General features: G+C 53.5%; 15 protein-coding genes. 9 read left to right on the forward strand and 6 right to left on the reverse strand.

All coding sequences use genetic code 11. The features are described 5' to 3' along the window. Positions 1-100 precede the first annotated feature (100 nt). Positions 101-823 carry a hypothetical protein gene (locus HF324_RS11900; RefSeq protein ID WP_220101302.1) on the forward strand — a complete coding sequence of 241 codons (723 nt, stop codon included), beginning with the start codon at positions 101-103 and terminating at the stop codon, positions 821-823. Here the strand turns inward: HF324_RS11900 and HF324_RS33385 are convergent. The 6 genes from HF324_RS33385 to HF324_RS11930 form a co-directional block, all read right to left on the reverse strand. Further along, the gene (locus HF324_RS33385) at positions 809-2,623 is read right to left on the reverse strand and encodes a TlpA family protein disulfide reductase (RefSeq protein WP_220100735.1); all 1,815 of its coding nucleotides are present in this window, start codon (positions 2,621-2,623) and stop codon (positions 809-811) included. The two genes, HF324_RS11900 and HF324_RS33385, sit on opposite strands and share 15 nt — an antisense overlap. Next, positions 2,623-4,011 carry a RagB/SusD family nutrient uptake outer membrane protein gene (locus tag HF324_RS11910; protein ID WP_168859854.1) on the reverse strand — a complete coding sequence of 463 codons (1,389 nt, stop codon included), beginning with the start codon at positions 4,009-4,011 and terminating at the stop codon, positions 2,623-2,625. Before HF324_RS11910 ends, HF324_RS33385 begins: the two co-directional genes overlap by 1 nt. A gap of 14 nt (positions 4,012-4,025) precedes the next feature. Then, positions 4,026-7,217 carry a TonB-dependent receptor gene (locus HF324_RS11915; protein ID WP_168859855.1) on the reverse strand — a complete coding sequence of 1,064 codons (3,192 nt, stop codon included), beginning with the start codon at positions 7,215-7,217 and terminating at the stop codon, positions 4,026-4,028. A 261-nt stretch (positions 7,218-7,478) separates the two neighbouring features. Then, on the reverse strand, positions 7,479-8,675 hold the full coding sequence (locus tag HF324_RS11920; protein WP_168859856.1) for a FecR family protein: 1,197 nt from the start codon (positions 8,673-8,675) through the stop codon (positions 7,479-7,481). Positions 8,676-8,913: 238 nt separating this feature from the next. After that, positions 8,914-10,443: a DUF6630 family protein gene (locus tag HF324_RS11925; RefSeq protein WP_168859857.1), complete on the reverse strand. Its 1,530-nt coding sequence runs from the start codon at positions 10,441-10,443 to the stop codon at positions 8,914-8,916. Positions 10,444-10,448: 5 nt separating this feature from the next. After that, positions 10,449-11,075, reverse strand: coding sequence for an RNA polymerase sigma factor (locus tag HF324_RS11930; RefSeq protein WP_168802676.1), 627 nt, complete (start codon positions 11,073-11,075; stop codon positions 10,449-10,451). A gap of 125 nt (positions 11,076-11,200) precedes the next feature. Here HF324_RS11930 and HF324_RS11935 point away from each other — a divergent pair, with 125 nt between their 5' ends. The 8 genes from HF324_RS11935 (at position 11,201) to HF324_RS11970 (ending at position 26,280) form a co-directional block, all read left to right on the forward strand. After that, complete coding sequence (locus HF324_RS11935; protein ID WP_168859858.1) at positions 11,201-11,911, forward strand: SGNH/GDSL hydrolase family protein; 711 nt, start codon at positions 11,201-11,203, stop codon at positions 11,909-11,911. A 518-nt stretch (positions 11,912-12,429) separates the two neighbouring features. After that, the gene (locus HF324_RS11940; protein ID WP_168859859.1) at positions 12,430-15,510 is read left to right on the forward strand and encodes a SusC/RagA family TonB-linked outer membrane protein; all 3,081 of its coding nucleotides are present in this window, start codon (positions 12,430-12,432) and stop codon (positions 15,508-15,510) included. A 3-nt stretch (positions 15,511-15,513) separates the two neighbouring features. Next, complete coding sequence (locus HF324_RS11945) at positions 15,514-17,208, forward strand: RagB/SusD family nutrient uptake outer membrane protein (protein WP_168859860.1); 1,695 nt, start codon at positions 15,514-15,516, stop codon at positions 17,206-17,208. 148 nt (positions 17,209-17,356) lie between these two features. Continuing rightward, the gene (locus tag HF324_RS11950) at positions 17,357-19,075 is read left to right on the forward strand and encodes an FAD-dependent oxidoreductase (RefSeq protein ID WP_168859861.1); all 1,719 of its coding nucleotides are present in this window, start codon (positions 17,357-17,359) and stop codon (positions 19,073-19,075) included. Positions 19,076-19,251: 176 nt separating this feature from the next. Then, entirely contained in the window at positions 19,252-19,845 is a 594-nt protein-coding gene (locus HF324_RS11955; protein WP_168859862.1) for an RNA polymerase sigma factor, read from the forward strand. Positions 19,846-19,913: 68 nt separating this feature from the next. Beyond that, entirely contained in the window at positions 19,914-21,077 is a 1,164-nt protein-coding gene (locus HF324_RS11960; protein WP_168859863.1) for a FecR family protein, read from the forward strand. A gap of 349 nt (positions 21,078-21,426) precedes the next feature. Beyond that, on the forward strand, positions 21,427-24,678 hold the full coding sequence (locus HF324_RS11965) for a TonB-dependent receptor (RefSeq protein ID WP_168859864.1): 3,252 nt from the start codon (positions 21,427-21,429) through the stop codon (positions 24,676-24,678). Between the two features lie 18 nt (positions 24,679-24,696). After that, the gene (locus tag HF324_RS11970) at positions 24,697-26,280 is read left to right on the forward strand and encodes a RagB/SusD family nutrient uptake outer membrane protein (RefSeq protein ID WP_168859865.1); all 1,584 of its coding nucleotides are present in this window, start codon (positions 24,697-24,699) and stop codon (positions 26,278-26,280) included. Position 26,281: the final 1 nt, after the last annotated feature.

Here is a 26,281-nt window from a genome sequence, read left to right on the forward strand (position 1 = left end):
TCATTAATAACCTTTCCAAAAGGGAGCCCTCCATTCGTAATTCGTAATTCGTAATTGATTCAGGTCTGATTATTGATGCCATCTTGCTAAACTCAATACGATGGCAGCAACCAGAGCGGTTACCGCGCCTTCCCGTAAAAAGGCGGCCAAACCTGCGGCACCGAAGAAAAAGGCAGCGGCAAAGAAGAATGTGCCTGTTGCCGGCAGCTACAACGCATGGAAACAGTTTGAAGGAAAACAGTATACCGGCATGAAAATCGGCCGGAGCCATAAATGGAACTATGACGCCGGCGTATGGCGTGAAACCAAGATCACGCCCGACCTGTGGGAAATTTCCTATGAGGTGGTCAAACGCCGCGCAGGCCACGCCCCCGAAGGTTCCGGCGTCCCTGTAGGCACCGGCTATCACTGGTATATCCTCGCCAATCAGCAGGTGGATAAAATTAACGCCGACGACTATACGACTAAAATGTCCGGCTTTAAATTTAAGCTCGCGCATAAACGTGCTTCCAAAAACAAATGGAACGCTTCTTTCGGCATTCAGCGGAAACGTATGATCAGTTTCCTCCAGGACATGATCACCCAGCTGAAAAGCGCTTCCGTGCCATTGGAGTTTTCTTACAGGGACATTGCCTATGAGGGAGAAGCCATTCCCGTGATGGAGACCTGTGAGGAAGGGGATTGTGTGGAGTGGGACATCTACCTGAATGATGAAAGCAAAGGCATCATCCGGAAAATGAAGAGCGGCTGGAAAATGAATGGGGTAACAGACAAGGGACTGATCAAAGCGATTGCCGGCATACTGGCATCAGAAGGAAGCTGATTCCACCAGTTGCAGTTGCAGCTTTAGTTTGGCAGCTACCTCGGCGCCTTCGAACCCGATGTTGGCAAAACGGATATTGCCTTTGGGATCGATGACATAGGTGGCCGGAATAATATTAAAACGGAATTTCTCTCCCACATCAGGATCGGTATTGTAATACACCGGGAAGGTGTATTTCTTGTGGCCGAACCATCCCTGCGCATCGGCGAGGGTGTTGCGCGCACCGCTGTTGACCACCATAAACACTACTTTGGGATTGTCTTTATAAGCCTCGTACAACTGTTGCAGGTAAGGCATTTCCTGCATACAGGGAACGCACCAGGTGGCCCAGAAATCAATCAGTATAATTTTACCTTTCAGTGCGTCGGGCGATACCGGCTTACCTTTCATATCTACAAAAGACTGCAGCGATGGTGCCGGCCGGCTGATAAGCTGACGGCGTACTTTGTCCAGCAGTATTTTTTCCCGCAGCTGTTGCACTGCTTTCAGCTTTTCCGTATTGTGGGTGCGGGTATAGAAGTCGGTGGCGTTGTTGAGTGTTTCGTGGTCGGGGGAGATAGCGAGGGCACTGTCCATTTGCAGGCCGCCTTCGTGCAGGCGTGCCTGTTGGAGGTCTATTAACGCCAGCAGTGAATGCAGGTTGGCCTGTGCTTTACGGGTGACAGCCTTGCGGGTGCTATCGTCTACAAACGGGTAGATGTAGCCTGTTTCCGGGAAGTGCCGGATAACGCCGGCAGGGAAGCTGTCGGCCTGGGCCAGCGCCAGTTGCGCATAGTAGCGGGCGGTGTCCGGCGCGAGCCGGTTGACCTGCAGGGTGGTGGCGAGGTCTTTTAAGGTCTCGGCCGTCCAGGGATTGCGGCGTTGGCCGGCTACCTTACGGGCATGGTACAACGTTTTTTCGGTGTTACGCTGTGCGGCGTATAACGCAAACAGCTGGTCGTGCATGCCCGTATAGTCGTCCGCGTTTTTTGCGTTCTCCTTTTGCAGGGCTTGTTCCAGCAGCCTTATCCGGGTGGCGGTATCTTTTTCTTTACGGAGGTTGGAAGACAGTTGTTCAATGGCCGGACCGCTGCCGGGGAAACGTTTCAGCACCACCTGGCGGATGGAGTCTACCCGGCTTTTTTCACCGATGATCAGGTAGCCCATGGTGACTTTATTCAGGTTGCCGGCGACGGTGGGGGCGCTGTTGAATTTCCGGGCGATCACCTGCAATGCCTGCTGACGGGCGGTTTCGCGGGCTTTGGCGTCGGCAGCGTGTTGCATTTTGTATTGCAGCAGCCGTATTTTGGCTTCATAGTTTCCGGGGTAGTGGTCCAGCTCCTGTTGGTACAGGGCGGCCTGTTCCGCGGCGAGCCCGGGTGACTTGCCTCTTTGTGCAGACAGACTGTAAGCCTTGTACAGCAGGCCGTTTTCCACCGGCTGTTTGCCGGTGTATACGGGTACCGGGTAGTGGCTGTCTGCTGCGGGCTTGTCGATGAGCTCACCGCTTTCCAGGTAAAAGGTAGCATAGGTGGCAAAACCTGCCAGGCGGAAGGAGGTCGTCCACTTTGTTCCCTGCCGGTGCAAGGGTATTCTGGTCGCTACATCATAAAAATTGGAGTAGGAGAACACCAGTGTGATGCCGGATACGCTGTCAGGGATTACAGCTCCCGGTGACCGTGGATCGTAGGTCACCGTAACGAGATCACCACGCTGCGGGTATTGCGGCGTGATGGTTACCCGCTGCTGCGACCGGGCGTTGATAGCAACGCCGGTCAGCAACAACAGTAACAATATGGCAAATGAAAAACGGTACGTCATTAGTATCCCGGGTTTTGGGTGAGGTTGGGGTTGGTGCTGGTAGCGTCTACCGGGATGGGGTACAGGGTGTCTGTATCCTGCCAGTTGGCGCCTTTGATAGGTTTCAGTACGGCGGTGGACTGTTTGGTCCGTTTCAGGTCAAACCAGCGGTGTCCCCATTCGGTGAACAGTTCCAGGTGTCTTTCTTTGGCCACGGCTTTCAGCAGGTCGTCTTTGCTGAGGGACGCAGACAGTTTGGGAAGGCCGGCGCGGACGCGGATGGCGTCGATATCAGCGCGGCCGTCGTCCAGTTTTCCTTGCTGCAGGCGGGCTTCAGCGCGGATGAGGTATTGTTCGGCGAGGCGGAGCACCATGGAGTATTCGTTGACTACGCCGAGTGTGCCTAACCTGATTTTGTACTTATACGGGAAATAGTAAGTTGCGCCGGCGGTAGTTTTGCGGAAGCCGGTCCAGTTGGCCAGCCGCAGGTCATTGGCTTCAAAGCGGGAGATAAAATGCAGGGTATCCAGCCGGAACACTGCAGTGGCCGTAGGGGTGGCGGGAGTGGCGGTAAAGCCTTCCCAGGTATTGCGGCCATTGGCCACGTTCACCGGTTGCAGCTGGAAGATGGCTTCTCCGCTGTTGGCCAGGAATACTTTGTTCAGGTCCTGCAGCAGGGAGTATTTGCTGTCGGCGATCACTTTGCCGGCGGTTGCTTCTGCCAGCGCCCATTGTTGATTGTAAAGGTACACCCTGGCCAGCAGTGCGTTGGCGGCTGCCCGGTTGGGACGTACCCGCGTACCTGTTGGGTAGTCGTCGCTCATCAGCGATACCGCTTCGTTCAGGTCTTTGATGATCGTATCATATACGACCGACCTGGCAGCGCGCGGTTTGAGGCCATTCTCTTCGTAGTTGGTGGAAGTGATCAGGGGCACATCGCCGTACATATTCACCAGGTAGAAATTAAAGAAAGAGCGCATGAAATAAGATTCGCCCAGCAGTTGTTTTTTAACGTTGGGAGAAAGGGCCGTGGTTTTCTTCAGTCCTTCCAGGCAGGCGTTGGTATGATAGATAAAGGCATACTGGTCGGCAAACATGCTTGTTACATACTGGCTGCTGGGTACGAGCCTGTTCTGCCGGAAAACGTCGTAGTTCTCAAAGGTGGAGAAATAGTACATTTCGTCGGCCTGCATCGAAGACAGGAAGCTGGCCAGCACATTGGCAAACTGGTAGTTATAGGCGTTCATGCTGGTGTACAGGCCTGTTACTGCAGCGGTAGCAGTCTTGTCATCGGTGAACACCAGTTCAGACACCAGCTCATTTTTAGGGAGTGGTGTGTCTACATATTTATTACAAGCCACCGTCGCGGAAACAGCCAGTAAAGTGAAGTATATATAAATGCGTTTCATGTCTGTGTTTTTTATCAGAGTGACAATTGTAATCCTATGGTATATGTTTTCACCGGAGGCATCATCCTGCCCTGCGTTTCAGGGTCGTATCCTTCGTACCCCGTGATGGTGAACAGGTTCTGGGCGAGACCGTAAACGCTGGCGCCGGCCAGTTTCCATTTCTGTACATATCTGGAGAGATCATAGCGCAGGGAGAGGTTTTTCAACCGGATAAAGGAAGCGTCGCCCCACTGTGCGCTGGAGATAGAATAGCTGCGGAAGTTAGCCGCGCCGGAACCGACAGTGGCTTTTGGCACGCCGGCATTATCGCCGGGGGCGGTCCAGCGGTCGAGGGCATACAGGCTCTGGTTGGAACCGGAGCCAGGGTAAGGTATGCCATAGCCATAGTTAAAGGAGGTGCCTTCCTGTTTTACGAACTGGAACAGGAACTCGAGGCTGATGCCTTTATAGGAGAAACTGTTTTGCAGACCGCCATAGAACTCCGGCATGTGATTGCCCAGGATGACAAAATCATCGGGGTCGGAGGGGGTGCTGGTGGTGCCGCCTTTGGCACTCTGGAAAAGGGCGAGGCCGGTTTGCGGGTCAATGCCGGCAAACTGGAAGCCTTTCTGAATGGTGATCGGTTTGCCTACCACCATCAAATTTTTATAGGAGGAAGCTTCGATATTGGGAAACTCCTTCAGTTCATTTTTGTTGATGGACATATTGAAGGAGGTACGCCAGGTGAAGTCTTTCCGTTGGATGTTGGTAGCGTTGATTTCAAATTCCCATCCGCTGTTGAGCACTTTGGCGGGGAAGTTACGGGTAACGGAAGGGAACCCTGTCTGCGGTGATAATTTATAATCCAGCAGCTGGTTGTCTGAAATATTATGGTAGTAGTTGGTGGTGATGAGCAAACGATCTTTGAAGAAACCCAGTTCGAGGGCGGCCTCTTTCTTGCGGCTCACTTCCCAGTGATAATTGAGGTTGGCCAGCCGGGCGGGGGTAAGGCCGGTGATACCGTCGTAAGGGAAAGAGGTTGACTGCCATGCGTCGAGGTAAGCATAATCGCCGATATTGTCGTTGCCGGAGGAACCGATGCTGGCGCGCAGTTTACCATAGCTGAGTATGGACCCTTCGGGGATGAAGGACTCTTTGCTGAAGATCCATGCTGCGCCTACCGCGCCGAAGTTACCGAAGCGGTTGCCGGGTCCGAAGCGGGTGGAGCCGTCGCGGCGGAACGTAGCGTTGAGCAGGTATTTTTCTTCCCAGTTATAGTTCACTTTACCGAATACCGCATTATAACGGTAGAGGGCATACGTCGTAGTTTTAGCGGTGAGTTTGGCAGCGGCGTTCATGTTTTCCAGCATCGCGTCGCTGGAATAGCCTTCCCCGATCACCCAGCTGCCTTTGCGGAGCGCTTCCTGCCAGCTGCCGCCCACCAGTACCTGCAGGGTGCCTTTGGAGATGGTGGTGGTGTAATCGATCTGCGGTTCTATGATGTAGGTATTGGCTTGCGTGTTGCCGTAGTTGGCGGTGCTGGTGGCGGTGGTGTTAGGGTTGTTGCTTTTCAGCGGCACCAGTTGTGTTTGTTGCATATCGCTGCGGGTATAACCTACATTGGCTTTCAGGTTAAGGCCCGGCAGCAGCGTATAGCGGATGTCTGTTTGTGCCACCAGGTTGTTGGTACGGGCATCCGAGCTGCGGAGCAGGAAGGCCATGGGATTCATGCCGGCAGGCATCCAATAGTAGTTGCCGGTGGAGTCATATATCGGGTAGTTGGGCGCCATATCGGTGAAGCCCGCGAGGCTGGCGGCGATGGAGTTGTCGCGCAGGGAAGAGTAGTTAACGACGGCGCCTATATGAAAACGACCGTCTTTGTTACTGTGGTCTGCGCTGATGCTGCCCGCGCCTTTGGTAAAGCCGAGATTATTGGGCATCACGGTGGTTTCCTTACGGAAAGTGCCGCTTAATCTGAACTGTGTCTGGGCATTACCGCTGGATACGCTACCCTGTGCTTCCGTTACGTGGCCGGTATTGCCGATCATCAGCTTTTGCCAGTCGGTGGTTTTCTGCTGGTCCCAGATAGTCAGGTCAGGAGCTGTTTCATCAGTATACGTTTGATTGTCATTCCGGAAGGCTTCTTTGCGCATCTGGATGAACTGCGGAGTAGAGAGCATGTCTACCATGTTCACCACTTTGCTGCCGCCGGTATACACGTTGAATGTCGTCTGTGTTTTACCGGCTTTCCCGCGTTTGGTGGTAATGAGCACCACGCCGTTAGCGCCTCTGGACCCGTAGATAGAGGTAGCATCTGCATCTTTCAGTACATCGATCCGCTCTATGTCGGCCGGGTTGATAGATGCCAGGGGGCTTTGATTGCCGTTGGCGGAGGTGAAAGCATTGAGCGGGTCTGAGATGAAAGGCACGCCGTCGACAATATATAGTGGCTGGTTGGCTTTTAATACAGAGTTCTGGCCTCTGATGCTCACATTAAAGGCGGATCCCGGCAGGCCATTGCTGGAGGTGACCAGCAGGCCGGGAACGTTTGCCTGCAACGCGGACAGCGGGTCCATCACAGGATTAGACGCGATGTTGCTGGCTTTTACACTGCTGACGGAGCCGGTATTGAGTCTTTTGCTGGTGGTGCCGTAGGCGATGACCACGGTTTCGTTGAGCGCGCTTACTGCGGCCTGTAATATAACGGGAACGTTGGTATCGCTGCCTACGGTGATTTCTTTCGGTTCAAAGCCCACATAGGAGATCACGAGCACATCGCCGGGATGGGCTTTGATGCTGAAGTTGCCTTCCGGGTCGGTGATGGCGCCGTTACTGGTACCTTTCACCTTTACCGTTACGCCTGGCAGCGGCACGCCGGCGGCATCCTTCACGGTGCCGGTCACCGGTTGCTGTACCGGAGCGGCAACAGGAAGGTCGCGCCGTTTGATGAAAACGGTTTTGTCTTTGATGGTGTAGTCCAGTGGCTGGTCCTTAAATACGTCCGCCAGGAAGTCCTGCAGCGGCTGCTGTTGCGCCTGTACGCTGACAGGCCGCGTGCTGCGCAGGAGCGCGCGGTCATAAAAGAACAGGTAGCCGGTCTGTTTTTTAACAGCCGTAAACACATTTTCCATGGAGATGTTGCGCGCAGAAAGCGACACTGTCTGCGCAGAAGCGCCGGCAGAAACCTTTAGTGTGGCCGCAATCAGTAACATCACTGTTAATCTCATTGTTAACGCAATTTTGGTTGGTAAAGACCCTGGTATAGAAAGAGTCTTTGCATAAAGATTCAATTGCATAGATTTGCATTGTTTGGATGTAAATAATCAGTATTTAAGTGCGTCAAAAGCTTAATGACTGTCTTCGTCCGGACATTCGCCGGGGGTGGGTCCAATCACCTCCGGTTTTTTATGGGCGGACAGCCATTGTTGTGTTTAGTTGTGCATATAGGTGATAGATGGCTGGTTTCGCTCGTTGTGAATCATGACAATTTATGGTTGTACAATAATGTTTCTTCCTTTCATATGAAAACGGATGCCTGTTGACTGCAGGCCTTCCAGTACGTCTTCCAGCGGCAGGTTGCGTTGTATCTCGCCCTGGAAGGTGCGGGAGGGGATATTGCCCTCGTATACCGCATGTACATCGTACCATCTTTCCAGTTGCCGCATGATGGCCGGTATATCGGCGTTGTTGAAATAGAATTCCCCGTTTTTCCAGGCGATGGCGGCAGCGGTGTCTGTCTGGCTGACAGTTATGCTGCCGTTGCTGATCTGTGCCTGCTGGCCGGGGGCCAGTACGCGGGAAGTGTTGCCGGTATTGACTTTTACCGCACCGCTCACCAGTGTGGCGTTGATGGTGTTTTCGTTGGCATAGGCGCTGATGCAGAAGCTGGTGCCTAGTACGTCTACGGTTGTCTGGTCGTTGATGGTGACCCGGAACGGATGGTTGGCTTTTGATGTTACTTCCAGGTACGCTTCACCGGTGATGCTTACCTGTCTGGCGCCTTCGCGGAAGGCGGTGGGGTAGGTGATGGAAGAAGCGGCGTTGAGCCATACGGCGGTGCCGTCCGGGAGTATTACCCGGAACTGGCCGCCACGGGGAGTAGTCAGTGTATTCAGTGCCGGCGCTGCGTCCGGATTTTGGAGATCATAGCGAAGCTGTCCCTGCTGTTGCAGGATGTTGGAGGCCCCTTGTGCGATCACCTGGTTGCCGGCGCTGTCCAGCTGTATGGTGGAGCCGTCGGCCAGGGTGAGCACGGCTTTGCTGGTGCCCGGCCGTACGGGCGTCTGTTCCTGCTGCTGCGCGATAGGCGCAGCGGGGCGGGAGTGCTGGATGTACCAGGCAGTACCGGCCAGCAGCACAACTGCTGCTGCTGCGCTCCAGTGCCACCGGGACAGCCGGAATGTTTTCCGGGGAACTTCTGTGGGATGGGCATTGGTCAGGTGTTTGGCCCGAAAGGCCTCCCAGGCGGTGTTGACATCGGGTTGGGTAAACCGCTGCAGTTTGTCTGCCAGCAAACGGGTATCGCTCCACTGTTCCAGGAAACGGCGGTTCTCCGGCGCGGCATCCAGCCAGGCGCGCAGTTCTTCGGCTTCGCCGGCAGTCAGCTGGTCCTGCTGGTGCCGCGCGATCAGATAGGCGACCCGCTGTAAAAATGTATCCGGTTGTTGGCTGTCAGGAACTCCCACTATTGCTGTTTTTATAGAAACAACAACTTGTCGAGTTCGATGAAAAGAAAACGAAAGAAATTTTAAATTTTTTTTAAATCAATAGGTAACTGACTGAATATAAAGATGTAGGAATCCGGTGCGCCGCCGGGCGCATCAGCTGTCAACCGCATTAACGACCAGGGGCAGAAGGCCTGAAACTCCGCTGTGACGTCGGGCGCATCGCCTGCCCCTGCATCAGGGTCGGGGACCCCACGGCCTAAAACTCCACTGTAACGTCGAGCGCATCTGCCAGTTGTTTCAGCTGCGGAATAGCGGCCACCGGCATACAAGCCAGCAGGTAGTTGCGCATGCCGGCATTGAGCCGTATGAGCATAGCGCCCTGCGGTTGCATCTCTGTATTTACGAAATGCATGTACTCCTCGCTGACAGGGTCTTCGTCATACGGTGGCGGTGTTTTCAGGAGCGTATTCCAATAGAGCATGGTCACCTCGTTCAGCGTCTCCATTTCCCCTGAGAGGGGTTTATTGTAGGAAAGCTCGGCGATCAGTCCGCGGTCCAGCAGCCCGTCCAGCAAAGCGACGGGCACCGTGGCGCCGGGGACTTCATCCAGGCCACGGCGCAGGCTGTCTTCCGGATAACGGCTATGGATGTACGTGTAAGGGTAATCAGCTGCCAGTGCCACGCGGTGGAAGAGCTCAGTGGCAACAGGGAGGAAAAAGTCGGTGTTGTCGCCGGGATTGAATAACCAGATCAGTTGCCACAGTTGCTCTTCGTCGATCTCTTTCCGGTAATAGCGGTTCCAGTTGACTTTCGCGTTGACAATGGCGCATGCCCTGGTGAAATAGCGGAGCAGCAGTTGCCCCGGCTCCGATGTAAGATCAGTCACTTCTTCAAACCGGTCGTCCGCAACCTGATACCCGAAAAAGAGTGGTTTGCCGGGAGCGGTGGAGATAACAAAGGACCGCCCTTCTTCGGCGTTCAGGATATACAGGGTATCGTTTTCCCAGCCGCCCGGTTGATCGCTATGTTGTGTGAGACGCAGCTCCCACGGTTTTTGGGTCACCGTCAGGCTGTCCAGCCCCGGGGCAAACAATTCATTGTATAACAGCTGCCGGAATTCATCGGAACTGATGCCGGTGCGCAGGAGGTCCTGTTTGAAAACCGGCTGGCCATCTTCGATCAGGCGGAGCAGGTCTGCATTGCCGGCAAAGAGGTAATCTTCTTTCAGCAGCTGCGTGGCCACTTCCGGCAGCAGCACATCGTGCCAGTCGGTATAGTCAGGAGTGGCGGTCCAGTCCTTCGGGGCGAAGGTTACAGCATGTACAGTGCCTTTTACCGTTGTCTGGTGATCGTCTTCGATCCAGAGGCGGGCGTGCAGGTCGCCGTCGATGGTGACCTCGCCGTGGTTGTAGTAACCGATAAAGGTTTCCCGGACATATACATTCCCTTTTACGTGTATGGGAACGCAGCCGGCAACAAGGTTGCGGCAGGTGAGGTTGCCCTCTATCAACAGGAAGCAGGCGTAGGTGTCCGGTTCATAGTCAATGATGGAATTGTCTACCTGCAGGTTGCCCCGGAAGATCATCCCGGCGATATCCTGCTCCACATAGATGTTGTGCAGGTCCAGCAATTGGTCGGTGTGTACATCTTCCGAGAAGATCAGCACTTTCTGTCCGGGCACATCTTCGGCCAGGAATTCAAAATCGTAGGAGAGATGGTCTGTCAGCCCTTGTTCAATGGCTTCTTCCAGCGTCAGTGTCGTAGTGGGATTAACGTTTTGGAACATAGGTTTTATCCTTTATAGTCATAGTATCGCAGCAGGGTGAGATAAAGCGGCAGGAGCGGGAGCACCTGTTTTTTCAGTACGCTGCTGCGCAGCAGTTTGATGGCGCGCAGTTTCTGGGTGCGAACGGTATTGTAGGAGATATTGAGCGCGGTGGCAATCTCTTCATTTTTCCGGCCTTCCAGGTAGCCCATTTTAAATACCCGCTTGCATTGGGCGGGTAATTGTTCTATGGCGGCGTACAGGTGTTGCAGCAGTTCGGTTTCTGCCAGCAGCGGATCGAAACCGGCAGCAACAGGGGCTGTCTGCCCGTCCTGGTGGTACAGGAATTCCTGCTCCCTTTCGGTCAACCTGTTTTGTTGTTTCAGATAATTCAGGCAGGCGTTACGGGTGGAAATAAACAGGAAAGCCTTGATACTGGCGGTACTCTGAAAATCGCCGCGTTTGTCCCATAGTTTGGAAAAAGCTTCCTGTACGAGGTCTTCCGCCGCATGGGTATGGGAGACAATGGAGCCGGCAAAATAACACAGGGCTTTATAATGCCAGTCGAACAGCTGCCGGAATACCTGTTGGTCTCCTGCCGCCAGTTGCTGTATAAATGCATCCTCTGTGTACTTATTGTGCTGATCACTCATCCCTGTTGCCGCTGAAATAATTGAATCATAAAAATACTAAAATCAATTACGAATTACGAATTACGAATGGGGAGCTATATCTTTATCCGATTCGTTCCAAATTCGTAATTCGTAATTTCCCTGTGATGCGTTATCTGCTCTTATGCTGTCTCATGGCCTGTGTGGCCTGTGCTTCCCGACCCTATACCGTGATCAACAAAGGGGTAGGGGGTAATAGTACCTCCGATCTGCTGAGGAGGGTAGAGCAGGATGTGGTGGCCTTGCGGCCTGACCTGGTGGTGCTGATGGCCGGAACAAACGATATGGTCAATTCCGGCAAGCTGGTGCCATACGGACAATATACCGCGCAGTACAGGCAGCTGGTACAGCGTATCCGGCAGACCGGCGCCAAAGTAGTGCTGATGACTTCTCTGCCGGTAGATACGGGGTATCTCTTTCAGCGCCACCGGCGTGCGTTATACGATACAGATCCCAACGTCAGGATAGACAGTGCCTGTGCCATTGTCCGGGAAATCGCCGCTTCGGAACAGGTTTATTGCCTTGATCTCCATGAGGTATTTGTTCGCCGCGGGGAGCCGAACAGAACGGCTGCTTCGCTGATTGTCAATGCCGCTAATATGGGCAGGGAAGATGGTATTCATCCCACAGCCGCAGGCTACCGGTTCATGGCCGCACAGTTGTATGACTATCTTAAAAAACACCGGCTGTTGCGCCGTTATCGCCGTATTCTTTGTTTTGGCGACAGTATTACCTATGGCGCATTTATGGATGGCGCAGGTACCGACACCGGCGATACTTATCCTGCGGGGTTAAAGCGTTTGTTAAGTACTAGATAATTTAAAATTCTCTTCCAGCCTGTATTTCCATATTGTTTTTAAAAAATTTAATTAATTATACGGATATTATTTAAAAGAATTACTATTTTAGCCCTAGCCGAGGCATATTTGTTATAAAGTAGGCTTTTTGTAGCCACATATTTTATAAACACAACTACAAATTCTACACGCGTTCTGATGAAACTAAAGCTACTTGTCACCAGCTGCCGGCTGTTGCTATGCCTTATTGCCTATGCCGGTCAGAATCATACAGAAATCTGTTTCGGGGCCGGCTGTCCCCGCCTGTGTCCTGTGCCTAAAAGCGAGGTTGGGCCGCTGCGGCATTTCAGCATCCCTGCAGAAAGGATAAAAAGTGAAGGGCTGTCAATCACCCGGACACACATAATATCATTGATCAACTTTATGCCCGGACCATCAACCAACATGCAATACCTGTAATTACTGCCGCCGGCAGGAAGGCCGGTTATGCGACTGCTATTTATTTATATCAAGCTATTATCAATCAAAATTTTTTTTGTATGGGAAAATCTACCCGTCACTGGCGACTGGGCAGCTTTCTGCTCCTGCTCCTCGTCATCCTGCAACAGCCATATGCCTTCGGGCAAAAGAACTACCTGTTCAAAGGCAGTGTAAAAGATAAAGACGGCACACCGCTGATCGGTGTCAGCGTAGTGATGAAAGGTACTGCCAAAGGAGGCACCACCAACGCTAACGGCGACTTCCAGTTTGCCGGTACAACGGAAACGGCTACACTCGTTTTTTCTTTCGTAGGATATAAAACACAGGAACTGGCAGCTACCAGCCAGCAGAAGGTCAACATCTACCTGGAACCGTCTAACAAACAAATCGGCGAAGTAGTGGTGGTCGGTTACGGCACCCAGAAAAAAGTCAACCTCACCGGCGCGGTCTCTGTCATTGAAGGTAAAACCATGACAACCCGCTCGGTGGCCTCCGCCTCCCTGGCTTTACAGGGCGCCGCCCCCGGCGTTACCGTTACCCAGCAGTCCGGCGTACCCGGCGGCGATGCAGGCACCATCCGCATCCGCGGCATCGGCTCCATCAACGCCGGCCAGAACCCGCTGGTGCTCATCGACAACATCGAAATGAGCCTCGACGCCATCGATCCCAACAACATCGCCAGCATCTCTGTACTCAAAGACGCGGCTGCCGCTGCCATCTACGGCTCCCGCGCGGCCAACGGCGTTATCCTCATTACCACCAAACGCGGTATCAGCGGCGTCAGCGTCAGCTACAACGGCTACGTCGCCCAACAATCACCGACCAACCTGCCCAAAAAGGTAGATGGACTGGACCACATGAAACTGTGGGACATCGCACAGGTGAATGCAGGACTGCCACCGGCTTTCACACAGCAGATCGCCGACTATGAAAAAATGGGACCGGATAATTTCAATCGTTTCAACACCGACTGGAAAGACCTCATCCTGGTCAACAACGGTATCATGCACAACCATAACCTGAGCCTGTCTGCCGGCAGTGAGAAGATCAAAGTGTTCGGCTCCGGCGGTTATCTGGGGCAGAACGGCCTTACCGCCAACACCAACTTCAAACGCCTCGACCTGCGTTTTAATACCGACATCGCGATCACCAGCAAACTGTCTGCCGCCGCAGATATCGTGGTGAACAGAACAGAACGTAACTGGCCCGGACAATCTTCGCCGCAAGGCATCATCCGCGCTATGATAGGCCTGCCGGCCATCGCGCCTGGCCGGTTCAATACCGGCGAGTGGGGCGAAGGATGGTCCAATATGAACCCTGCCGCACAGGCAAAAGACGGCGGCTGGGACAAACGTGTTACCGACTCCCGTATCCTCACCGGTACGCTTACCTATAAACCCGTCAAAGGCATGGAACTGCTGGCCAGCTACAGCTCCAACACCGCCAACGGACATGCCCGCGTGTTCACCGATCAATACAAAATCTATACGCCGGATGTCGCCAATAACAAACTGCTCTTTGCCCGCAAATGGCCGGCAAATAATTCCCTGATCGATAACAACACGCAAACCACCCGCAACGTGTTCCGCTCACAGGCCAGCTATAACCGGAATATAGGCCAGCACGCCTTCACCGTGCTGGGCGGCTTCACCACCGAACTTTTTAAAACCAGCTACGTCAACACACAACGTCAGAACCTGATCTCTCCTTCACTGCCATACCTGGATGCGGCAGATCCGCTGGGACAAACCATGTCAGGTGCACAAAGCGAATATGCGATGGCATCTGCCTATTCCAGGATCAACTACAATTACAAAGAGAAATACTTGCTGGAAATTAACGGCCGTTTCGACGCGTCCTCCCGTTTCCGCAAGGAAAACTGGTGGAAATTGTTTCCCTCCGTGTCCGCCGGCTGGCGCATCTCGGAAGAGAACTTCTGGAAATCCATCAGTCACGTGATCAACAGCGCGAAAATCAGGGGATCTTACGGCGCCCTGGGTAACCAGGACCTGGTAGTGAACGGCGTAGCCAACTATTATCCTACCTACGCCATGTACAGCACCGGCGGCTCTTTTGATTACTACTTCAACAACGTAGTGAATGCAGGTTACGCGCTCACTACCGCCGCCAACCCGTTCATCCGCTGGGAGACCTCCAAAATACTGGACGCCGGTATCGACTTTACCGCCCTCAACGATCACCTGACCGTTACCGCTGATTACTTCAGGCGTAACATCACCGACATGCTGCAGCTGGATGGCGTGCCTGCCTACGTAGGCCTGGGCGCCCCGTTCGTGAACATCGGCTCCATGCGCAACACCGGATGGGAGCTGGGCGTCGGCTGGAAGGACCGCGCCGGTGATTTCACCTATTCCGTACAAGCCAATCTCTCCGATGTGAAAAATGAGGTAGTAAGCCTTGGTGGCAAAGAATACATCAACGGCGCCCTCATTATGCGCGAAGGCCATCCGCTGAATTCCTACTACGGCTACCAGGCCCAGGGCTTCTTCCAGTCACAGGAAGAAATAGACAAAGCGCCTTTCCATTTCGCCAATACCAAACCGGGAGATATCCGTTATGCCGACGTGAGCGGCGCCAACGGAAAACCGGATGGTAAAATCGACGCCTATGACCGCGTAGTGCTGGGCAACTCTTTCCCCCGCTATGAATACAGCCTGTCCCTCAACGGGCAGTATAAAGGTTTTGACCTGAACATCTTCTTCCAGGGCGTAGGTAAACGGAACAACTATTTGTCCGGCACCGGTGCGCAGCCTTTCTATTCCGCCAACTTCCAGGGCACCATCTTCGAACATCAGAAAGATGCATGGTCTCCCGATAATACCGATGCCGCTTATCCGAGGCTGACGCCCAACAGCATCGCCAACAACTACGTAACATCTTCTTTCTGGATGCGCTCCGGCGCCTACCTGCGCCTGAAGAACGTGGTGCTCGGCTATACGCTCCCCAAAACAGTGACCAGCAACGCCAAGCTGCGCTCCGTAAGGATTTACGCCAGTGGCCAGAACCTGCTCACCTTCGATAAGTTCTTCCCCGGTTTCGATGTGGAACAGACAAATACCGCCGGGGAATTTTACCCGATCATGAGAACCTTCACTATCGGTCTTAACGCAAACTTTTAAGCCATGAGAAAACTTTTTTATAGCATCATTGGGTGCACTTTTTTCCTGACAGGTATGTCAGGATGTAATAAATTCCTGGACAGGGCGCCACTCAGCGCGCCGGCTACCGGCACTTTCCTGAACAATGAGAATGAGATCAATGTGTCGCTGACAGCAGTGTATGCGTCCATCAAATGGGAGTTCGGGCTGGTGCCTTACCAGTCGGGCTCCGAAGGGTGGACAGACATCGCCATCCTTCGCGCCAACGAGCTGGGAGAAGGCACTTTTGATACGTACAACGCACATCCGGCCGCCATCTGGTCATTTGCCTACGCCACCATTCAGCGCGCCAATACAATGCTGGACGGGATGGTGAACGCGAAGGCCAATGTGGCCCCGGCCAACTACAGCCGCATGGAAGCGGAAGCCCGGGTATTACGGGCGTGGGCATACTTCTATCTCTCCGCCATGTTCGGCGATGCGCCGCTGATCACCAAACCATTGCAGCCGAATGAATTCTACAATCAAAAACGCGCGCCCAAACAGGATGTGATAAAGTTTATCTACGCCGAACTGGACGAAGCGGCAAAGTCCCTCGACTGGCTGCCTGGCGTAAGAGGGCGGGTCAGCAAATCCGTGGCCCTCGGCCTGAAAGCCCGTACGGCGCTTTATAACAAGGACTATGCAATCGCCGCCGATGCTGCCAAACAGGTGATCGACAAAGCGGGACTGTCGCTCAATCCGCGTTTCCAGGACCTGTTCACCCGTAGCGGACAGAAACCCAATGCCGGTAATGAAATCATGCTGGAAGTATTGTATACCGATGCCCTCGCGGGATCTATCACTTACCTGCCGCTGGGCAACTGCTCCCGCGCCGCCGGCGGCCAGTCGGGCCGTTTCCCGAACCAGCGCCTGGTAGATCAGTTCGAATGCACCGATGGGAAAAGGATTGATGAATCGTCCAGTTATGATCCGCAGCATCCGTCCAAAAACAGGGACCTGCGACTGAAATATACGGTCGCATTGCCGGGAGACACGGTGACCATGAACAATACCACCTTTGTATATGATATTTACAAATCGTCCACGTCCTTCAGAAATGCAGACGGCAGCTGGTCTGTAAAAGGAAATGCAGACTATGATAATGCTTTCGGTCCGGCTAAAAGCGGCGTCGGATACCTGTGGACCAAATACACCATGACCGATGAAAATGTGTTCCTCTCCAAAGTGAGCTTCATCCTGATGCGGTATGCTGAAGTATTGCTGACCTATGCCGAAGCGAAGATAGAACTGGGACAAATGGACGCGACAGTGACGGCCGCTATCAACAAAGTAAGGCAACGCGCCGGTCAGCCGGCAGTACCTGCTGCTATTGAAACAGACCAGTACGAATTGCGGAAACTGGTCCGCCGCGAACGTACCGTAGAACTGGCTGTAGAAGGTTTCCGCTGGTTTGACATTCGTCGCTGGGGGATTGCAGACCTGGTGATGCCGGGCAAAGTGGTGGGCATTGCCAAAAGTCCTGCCGCCATGCCGCCTGTGCCCAATTTCAAAAAGACCGCTGCACACGACCTTAACAGCATCCCGGATTATACCGGCCAGCTGGATGTGCGTTATACCCGCGAAACCCGCTTCTGGACGCCGAAGCTGATGCTGCTGCCGGTACCGCAGGCAGAAAGGGACATCAACCCGGGTCTAACGCAGAACGAAGGCTGGTAACTATGATATGATTACCGCTGATTATGCTGATGTGGGGAGATGGGTGCTGTTGGACAGTGTTTGGTTGATATTGTGCTATAGCCTTTATCAGAGAGATGATCAAGGGAAACAGCCCAATAAAATATCAAAATATTAAAATATTGAAATAATGAAACGGAGGAATTTTTTAGAGATGCTCGCATTGAGCAGCGGCGCTGTGATCGCGCAGCCTGCACTAGCCATGACGCAGGATAAAAAGCAGCAGGGGAGTGCCAAAGGAAAGAAAAAGGCAAAGCCGGAGACGCTGACAGCCGACCTGGTGATTGCCGGCGGCGGCCTGGGAGGTGTAGCGGCAGCGCTGGCGGCGCTGCACAACCAGCAAACGGTGGTGCTGACGGAAGAAACAGACTGGATCGGCGGTCAGCTCACCCAGCAGGGCGTGCCGCCGGACGAACATCCGTGGATTGAAACACATGGCGCGCCTGCGCGCTATCGCGAACTGAGAAACCGTATCCGGGAATACTATACACGTCATTATCCGCTCACTGCCGATGCCCGCCAACGGACGCATTTGAATCCGGGCGACGGCTCCGTGTCCCGGCTCTGTCACGAGCCTAAAGTGGCATTGGCCGTGATGCTGGATATGCTGGCTCCTTTCATCAGTACAGGTCAACTGGTACTGCTGACCGATACCAAAGTGGTGCGCGCTAATGTATCGGGCAGCAAGGTATTGTCGCTCACCGCAGAGGACCAACGTAACCACCGGGAACTGATTTTACAGGGTTCCTACTTTGCAGATGCCACCGAAATGGGCGACCTGTTGCCTTTGACAGGCACCGAGTTTGTGACCGGCACCGAATCGAAGCAACAGACCGGCGAGCTGCATGCGCCGGAAAAAGGCAACCCGGAAAATAACCAGGCTTTTACTGTTTGTTTTGCGCTGGACTATGTGCCAGGCGGCAACTTCGTCATCGAAAAGCCCGCAAGGTACGAGTTCTGGCGGAACCATGTGCCGGCGCTTACGCCCGCCTGGTCGGGCCGGCAGCTGGACCTGCACTATTCCGATCCGCGCACGCTGAAGCCCAAGCTGCTTGGTTTCCACCCCGAAGGCATCGCCACCGGCGATGCGCTCAACCTGTGGAACTACCGGCGCATTATCAACAAAGGCAATTTTGCGGAAGGCGCCTATAAGGGCGACGTGACCATCGTTAACTGGCCGCAGAACGATTATATGCTGGGCAACGTGATTGGTGTCAGCCCCGAAAAGTTCCATCACCATGTAGCGCAGGCCAAGCAGCTCAACCTGTCACTCATCTACTGGCTGCAGACCGAGGCGCCCCGTCCTGATGGCGGCAAAGGGTGGCCCGGCATCCGTTTCCGTAAAGACATCATGGGTACTGCCGACGGTATGGCCAAATATCCCTATATCCGCGAGTCGCGGCGTATCAAAGCAGTGTTTACGGTCCTCGAAGAACATGTGGGTGCAGAGCAACGTGCGCAGAAAGCCGGCCAGCCGCAGAAAAAAGCGGCCGAGTTTTACGACAGCGTAGGCGTAGGCTATTATCATATCGACCTTCATCCCAGTTGCGCCGGCGTCAATTATGTTGACTTTGGGTCGCTGCCTTACCAGATCCCGCTGGGCGCCCTGTTGCCACAAAGGATGGAGAACCTGCTGCCTGCCAATAAAAATATCGGCACTACCCATATCACCAATGGCTGTTACCGCCTTCATCCCACTGAATGGGGTATTGGCGAAGCAGTGGGCAACCTCGTGGCTTTTGCCCGCAGCAAGAACGTAACGCCCCGCGCCGTGCGGGAACAGGCCCCGCTGCTGAAGGAGTTCCAGGATTATATCCGAGCCCGCGGCGTGGAGACATCGTGGCCGTGACATTTAGGGATTTTTTGATGTAGTGATTTTTTTGATTTGACCTTTTGTGTCCAAAGCTGCCTCCTTACCAGGAGGCAGCTTTGCTTTTTAAATGGCTTTTATTTTCGTAAACCCAATCCCCGAAATCCCAAAATCCCCAAATTCCGAAATCTCTAAATTTTTTTATCTTGTGCACTGTGAAAATACTCGAGGACAGGTTACTTTTTTCGCGGATTGCAGCGGGGGATGAGGCAGCGTTTCGTATACTGTATCATCGTTACAATGCAGTGCTGTCCGTCTCTGTACGCAAGATGCTCCGTTCAGAGGAAGCCACCGCCGAAGTGTTACAGGAGGTGTTCCTGAAAGTATGGCAGCTACGGCATACGCTGGGTGGTATCGACAATCCGGCCGGCTGGATGTACACAATCGCCTCCAACTATTCTCTTTCCGCTCTCAGGAAAATAGCCCGCGAAAAGATACGGGTAGAAGCTATCACACACGATGATATAGAAGATAATGAAGATGTGACCGCGGCTTTCCGCGTCAAGGAATTACAGTTACACATCAGGAATGCCATTGACCAGCTGCCGGCTTCCCGCCGCGAGGTGTTTATCCTGAACACGCAGGAGGGAAAGTCCCGCAGGGAAATAGCGGAAGCGCTGGATATTTCAGAGCATACGGTAAAAAATCAGCTTGTCACCGCCCGGAAATTTATCCGGGAATACCTGGAGAAGCACACCGGTGACTACCTCCCTGTCTTCCTGATAGGGATGCTGTTAAGAATTTTTTAATTTTTTTTCAGACGGCATAGTACACCATTAATTTTTCAGCGTCTGATGAGTAAAAGCGGGGGCCTACAGTGGAAGCAAAAGAGTATTACAGGTTTTTGTTGCAGCGTTATTACGCTGGCGTTGCCGCACCGGCAGAGGAGGCGGAGCTGTTTGCCGAACTGGGCAAACAGGCGGACGACGAGGAATGGGTGGCGATGCTGAATGAGCTGCACGCACATACCCCGGCAGACCCGCACTACCATCCGGCGGAATATGAACCGCTGCTGCAGCGTATTCTGCAGCAGGAGCCTGCCGCCCGTGTCCGCCGGCTTAGCCGTGTGCGCCGCTGGGTGGCCGCTGCAGCCGTTATCGTATTGCTGACGGCCGCCGGTGGTTACTGGTTGCTGCACACGCGTCAGGCAGCACCGGCTGGTCCGGTCGTAGCGGCGGCAGACGTACAGCCCGGTAAAAACGGCGCTGTACTCACACTGGCCAACGGTCAGCAGGTGGTGCTCGACAACCGGGAGGATGGCCTCATCTCCAGCGCTCAGGGCACGCAGGTAATATTAAAAAACGGGCAGGTGGAATATCAGCCGTCCGGCACAGGGGAAGCTGTCGCCAATACCCTGCATACGCCCAGGGGGCGCAAGTTCCGAATGCAATTGCCCGATGGTACGCTGGTATGGCTTAATGCCGCCAGCGCCCTTACTTTCCCTACCGCTTTTACCGGCACGGAAAGGAAAGTGGAGCTGACCGGGGAAGCCTACTTTGAAGTGGCCAAAGGTAAAACGCCTTTTGTAGTGGCCCTGAGTAATCAGGCCTCCGTAACAGTGCTGGGAACACATTTTAATATCAGCTCCTATGCCGACGACCCGGGTATCAGCACCACATTGCTGGAAGGGGCCGTGCGGGTGGACATACCGGAGTATCCCAGTGTGTTGAAGCCTGGCCAGCAGCTGCTGTTCAATAAACAAGCCGGCACCGTGGCGTTAAACAGACAGGTAGATACTGCCGCTGTCATGGCCTGGAAAAACGGTATCCTGAATTTTCAGGATAAAAAATTAACGGCCGTTATCGCCATGATCGGGCGTTGGTACGACATAGAAGTCACTTATGCCGGCACGCCGCCTGATATCACTTTTGTGGGTGAAATAGGCAGTGATGTCAATCTTTCGAGCGTATTGAATTTTTTAAAGGAGTCAGGAGTGGCCTTCAGGCTGGAGAACAGAACATTGATCATCGGGAAACAGTAAACAATCCGAAAAGTCGTCCGTATAAAAACAGTAAACAATCGTAATGCCGTGAACAAATCAACCAGTAATCGCACCCCGTAGCGGGGCGTTATGGAAAAAACAGTGAACAACAATTTCAAATATCAACTTCGTGTCTGCCTGTAATAGAAAACCGAAAGTGCTTCGACCCACTTCCGGCTGGATGGTTACAGTCATGCAAAAATGTTGAGTGTTCCAGAACACCATTTTTTACAAGCCAAACCACTGCAAAGTTATGCAAAAAACTGCTCTTTGCAACCGGGCGTGCTATGCCCCTGTGTCAACGGGGAGCCGTGTCCGCCAATGGTTGCCAACCAAAATGCTGTTAGTCATGAAGCTGACTTCTTTATTCCTTACCGTTGTGATGTTGCAAGCCAGTGCTACCGGATATGCCCAGCTGATCACCTGGTCCGGCAGGAATGTACCGGTGGAAAAGATCTTTGGCATCATCCGGCAACAGTCCGGTTATACGATCGTCGCCAGCAGGGATGTGCTGCAGAAGGCTCGCCCGGTGACCGTTTCGGCCGAGAACATGCCGGTGGCCGAGTTCCTTGAGTTAGTGCTGAAAGACCAGCCGCTGAAGTATGTGATCGAAAACAAATCCATCTTTATTTCTCCTAAAACAACCAACCACGCTGCATCCGCCATTAACACGGAAGCTGCAGCACCGCTGGACATTAAAGGCAAGGTTACCGACGAAAGCGGTGACCCCCTGCCCGGCGTGTCCGTGAGGGTGAAAGGAACAGCACTGGGCACTTCTACCGGCGCAGATGGCGGCTTCGCCCTGCGCGTGCCCGGCGACGGCCCGGCGGTATTACAGTTCACCTACCTCGGCATGGAGCCGCAGGAGGTAACGGTGACAACAAGCACCACGCTCAGCATCACCATGAAAATGGCCGTGGAACAACAGAACGAAGTCGTAGTGGTGGGCTATGGCACCAAAAAAAGAAGCGATGTGACCGGCTCTATTTCTTCCGTACCTACCGAACGTCTTAAAAATCTGCCGGTGACCAACGTGCTGCAGGCAGTACAGGGCTCCGCCGCCGGTATCAATATCGTGAGCAACACCAGCAAACCGGGCAGCTCTCCCGCTTTCTATCTCCGTGGCATGAAATCCATTACGGCCAGCAACGCGCCGCTGATCGTGCTGGACGGCGTGCCTTTCGGAGGCACCTACAACGACATCAACCCGAATGATATCGCTTCCATCGATGTGCTGAAAGACGTCTCCGCTACCGCTATCTACGGCGCCCGCGGCGCCAACGGCGTGATCATGATCACCACTAAAAGAGGCAAGTCCGGTAAACCGGTGATCTCCTATAACGGATATGGCGGCCCGGAATTTCAATCGAATGTAATGAAGAATATGAACGGGGAACAATACCGTACCAAAAACCACTGGTACAATATCCAGGCTGGCCGTCCCACTGCGCCCGACCTGCCTTATCTCTCCGAACAGACCAACTATGCCAACGGCGTTCCGGAAGTGAACTGGCAAAAGGAAATCGGTCAGCAGGGCTATATCCAGAGCCATGAGCTGAGTATTTCCGGCGGCACCGACAACGTGAAATACTATGTGTCCGGCACCTACCTCAAACAGGAAGGCACCATTAAAGGATACCAGTTCAACCGCAGCAGCATCCGCGCCAATATAGACGCGAACGTTACCCCGTGGCTGAAAACGGGATTGAACATGTTCCTGGTAAACAATAACAACGACGGCGGTAAAGCCACGCTGTTCGATGCCAACTCCCTGAGCCCTTACGGTACGCTCTACAACGCCAAAGGAGATTACGAAATATATCCCATCGCGCCGCAGACATTGTACCAAAGCCCGCTCGTAAACCTGTACGACCCCGGTCTGAACCGTACTAAAAACACGTCGGCCAGCGGTTACGCGGAAGCATCACCCGGTTTTATCAAAGGATTAAAATACCGCGTCAACGGTTCCTATAGCTACAGACCGGTGCGCACAGCCAACTACACCGGCCGCAAAGCCGGCGACCAGCTGGGCTCTGCGGAGGTGTACAATGAAGAGACCAAACAGTGGATCGTGGAGAACCTGTTGACCTATGCGACCAGTTTCAACAAACACGGGCTGGACTTCACCGCCCTGTACAGCGCCCAGCGCGATGAACTGTTCACCACTAAGCTTAAAGCCAATTCCTTCATCAACGATAACCTCGATTTCAACAACCTTACTGCCGGACAGGTACAGAAAACAGAATCCAACTATACCAGCAGCAGCCTGCTGTCGCAGATGTTCCGCGCCAACTACACCTACGACAGCCGTTACCTCGTTACCGCTACCATCCGCCGTGACGGCTTCTCCGGCTTCGGTAAAAACAATAAGTACGGGGTATTCCCTTCCGTAGCAGTAGGCTGGAATGTGCACAACGAGAAATTTTTGGCAGCCGCCGCGCCGGTGATCTCCCAGCTGAAACTGCGCGCCTCCTACGGCAAATCCGGCAACCAGGCCATCGGCGCCTATCAGACACTGACAAGGATGAATACCGCGCAATATATCTATGACGGCGTGACCACCATCGGCGTAATACCGGACGTTCTTGGCAATGCCAACCTGAAATGGGAAACCACCAAAGGCCTTAACGTTGGGGTCGACTTCGGGCTGTGGAACAACCGATTAAGCGGTACCATCGAGGCTTACAACACCAATACCTACGATCTGCTGCTCAGCCGGAAAATCCCCGCCGTCAGCGGTTACACCTCCGTGTTCGACAACATCGGCAAAACAGCCAACAAAGGCATTGAAGTACTGCTCAACAGCCGCAACATCGAATCGGACAACTTCACCTGGCAAACATCTTTTAATATCTCCTTTAACAAGAACAAAGTGGTATCACTGTATGGAGACAATAAAGATGATATCGGCAATAACCTGTTCATCGGTAAACCACTGTTAGGCATATACGATTATACCATGACCGGTATCTGGCAGGAAGGAGAAGATATGAAAATAGATCCTGGCGCCAAACCCGGCTACATCAGGTTCCTGGACCGCGACGGCAGTGGTAAAATTGATGCGGCAGACCGCTCTTACCTGGGGTCGCAACTGCCCAAATACATCGCCGGTCTTACCAATACCTTCACCTATAAAAATTTCTCCCTGAATATCTTTATTCAGAATGTACACGGCCAGCTTCGCCCTAATTATATCCTGGACAACCGCGATCAGGGCGGCACCGTGAATTTACCGGCTGAAATACCGTACTGGACTTCAGAGAATAAGATCAACACCAATCCGTCTCTCATCTATAATAACCCCAAAGGGTACAAATATGCACAGGATGCTTCCTTTGTCCGCATTAAAGATGTCACGCTCAGTTACACCTTCGATAAAAATATGCTCGAACGCTACAAGATCGGTCATCTGATGATGTACCTCAGCGGCCGTAACCTCGGCACTTTCACCAAATGGACCGGATGGGACCCGGAAACAGCGCCTACCTCTTCCACTTCTTCCGCTACCCGTTTAAACAACGGTCAGGGTGGAGGCTCACAGAGCTCCGATTTTTATCCGTTGACGGCCACTATCGTGTTTGGCGTTAACATCAGTCTGTAATTTTAAAAATGTAAGGTCATGAAGAAATCATCTTATATACACAGCATTTTGCTCGCAGGGCTGGTGATCGCCGGTAGCACCTCCTGCAGCAAACATTTCCTCGATGAAGAGCTGAAATCCAAATACGCACCGGACAACACGCTGGTGGATGAACTGGGCTTCGAAGCCGCCAGCACAGGACTGCAGAGTATTGTGCGTAACGACTACGGCAATACGCAGGGACTGCTGGCCACCTTTTACGTAGGTACGGACCTGGCCATTACCGGCCAGCCCAACGCTGTGCAGGCGCCCTACGAAGACTACCGCAATCTTAACCCGCAAACGGGTTCCCTCTCTACCGTCTGGAACTGGAACTACCGCGTGATCAACGCCGCCAACAATATCATCTTCAATGCAGACAACCCGAAGGCTACCCTCACGCCGCAACAGCGCGCTTTCTATAAAGCAGAGGCCAGCTTCTTCAGGGCATATGCCTACAACCAGTTGTCTATCCTGTTCGGCGGCGTACCCATCATCAAAGAACCGGTAGCCGTGCCGCGTACGGACTATACCCGCGCTTCGGAAGCAGACGTGATACAGTTTATTGTTAACGACCTCACTTTTGCAGAAGCAAATCTGCCTGACCCGGCCGGTGTGAAAAAACAGGGCCGCATCAATAAATTCGCGGCCGCGCAGCTGTTGGCCGAAGCGTTGCTGCGCGCCAACAAACCCGCCGAAGCAGAAGCCGCCGCCAAACGCGTGATCGACAGTAAATTTTTCACGCTCATCACTGCCCGTTACGGCACTAAAGCATCACTGCCCGGCGATCCTTTTGCAGACATGTTCACCTATGGCAACATGCGCCGCAGCCAGGGCAATACAGAAGCCATCTGGGTGATTGAACAGCAGTATAACATTCCTGGTGGCGGCTCCGATTTTGACCAGCGCCGCCGCGAATGGGGACCTTTCTATGTAAACGTGCAGGGCATGAAAGTGGCCGACAGCCTCGGCGGCCGCGGTATCGGCAGGATCAGGCCCACCAACTGGTGGACGTACGAGCTGTTCGAGAAAACAGACATGCGCAATTCTCCTTACAATATCCGCCGTACCTACTACTACAACGACCCCGCTTCTCCTAAATTCGGTCAGCAGGTAATGCCTACCGGCTTCGATACCATCCAGAACATGTACGCGCATACTACAAAATGGTACGAGTTCCAGCCACAGGACATACAGGGTGCCCAGTCTTATAAAGACCGTATACAGATGCGCCTCGGTGAAACCTACCTGTTGCTGGCGGAAGCCCAGCTCTTGCAGGGCCGTAACGCCGACGCAGCAGCCAGCATCAACGTAGTGCGCGGCCGTGCCCATGCAACACCGGTACAACCCGCCGAGGTGACCATGGACTACCTGCTGGATGAACGCGCCCGCGAACTGACGGCCGAAGAGCTGAGAAGACTGACGCTGATCCGCACCAAAAAACTGGTGGAAAGAGTACGCAAATTCAACCCGAAAGTGGCGCCTACCATCAGCGATTTTAACATACACCTGCCCATCCCGCAGTCAGAGATCGATGTGAATAAAGATGCTGTGCTGACGCAGAACGATGGTTATCAGAAATAAT

The sequence above is a fragment of the Chitinophaga oryzae genome, assembly GCF_012516375.2.
In the GTDB taxonomy this organism is placed as follows: Bacteria; Bacteroidota; Bacteroidia; order Chitinophagales; family Chitinophagaceae; genus Chitinophaga; species Chitinophaga oryzae.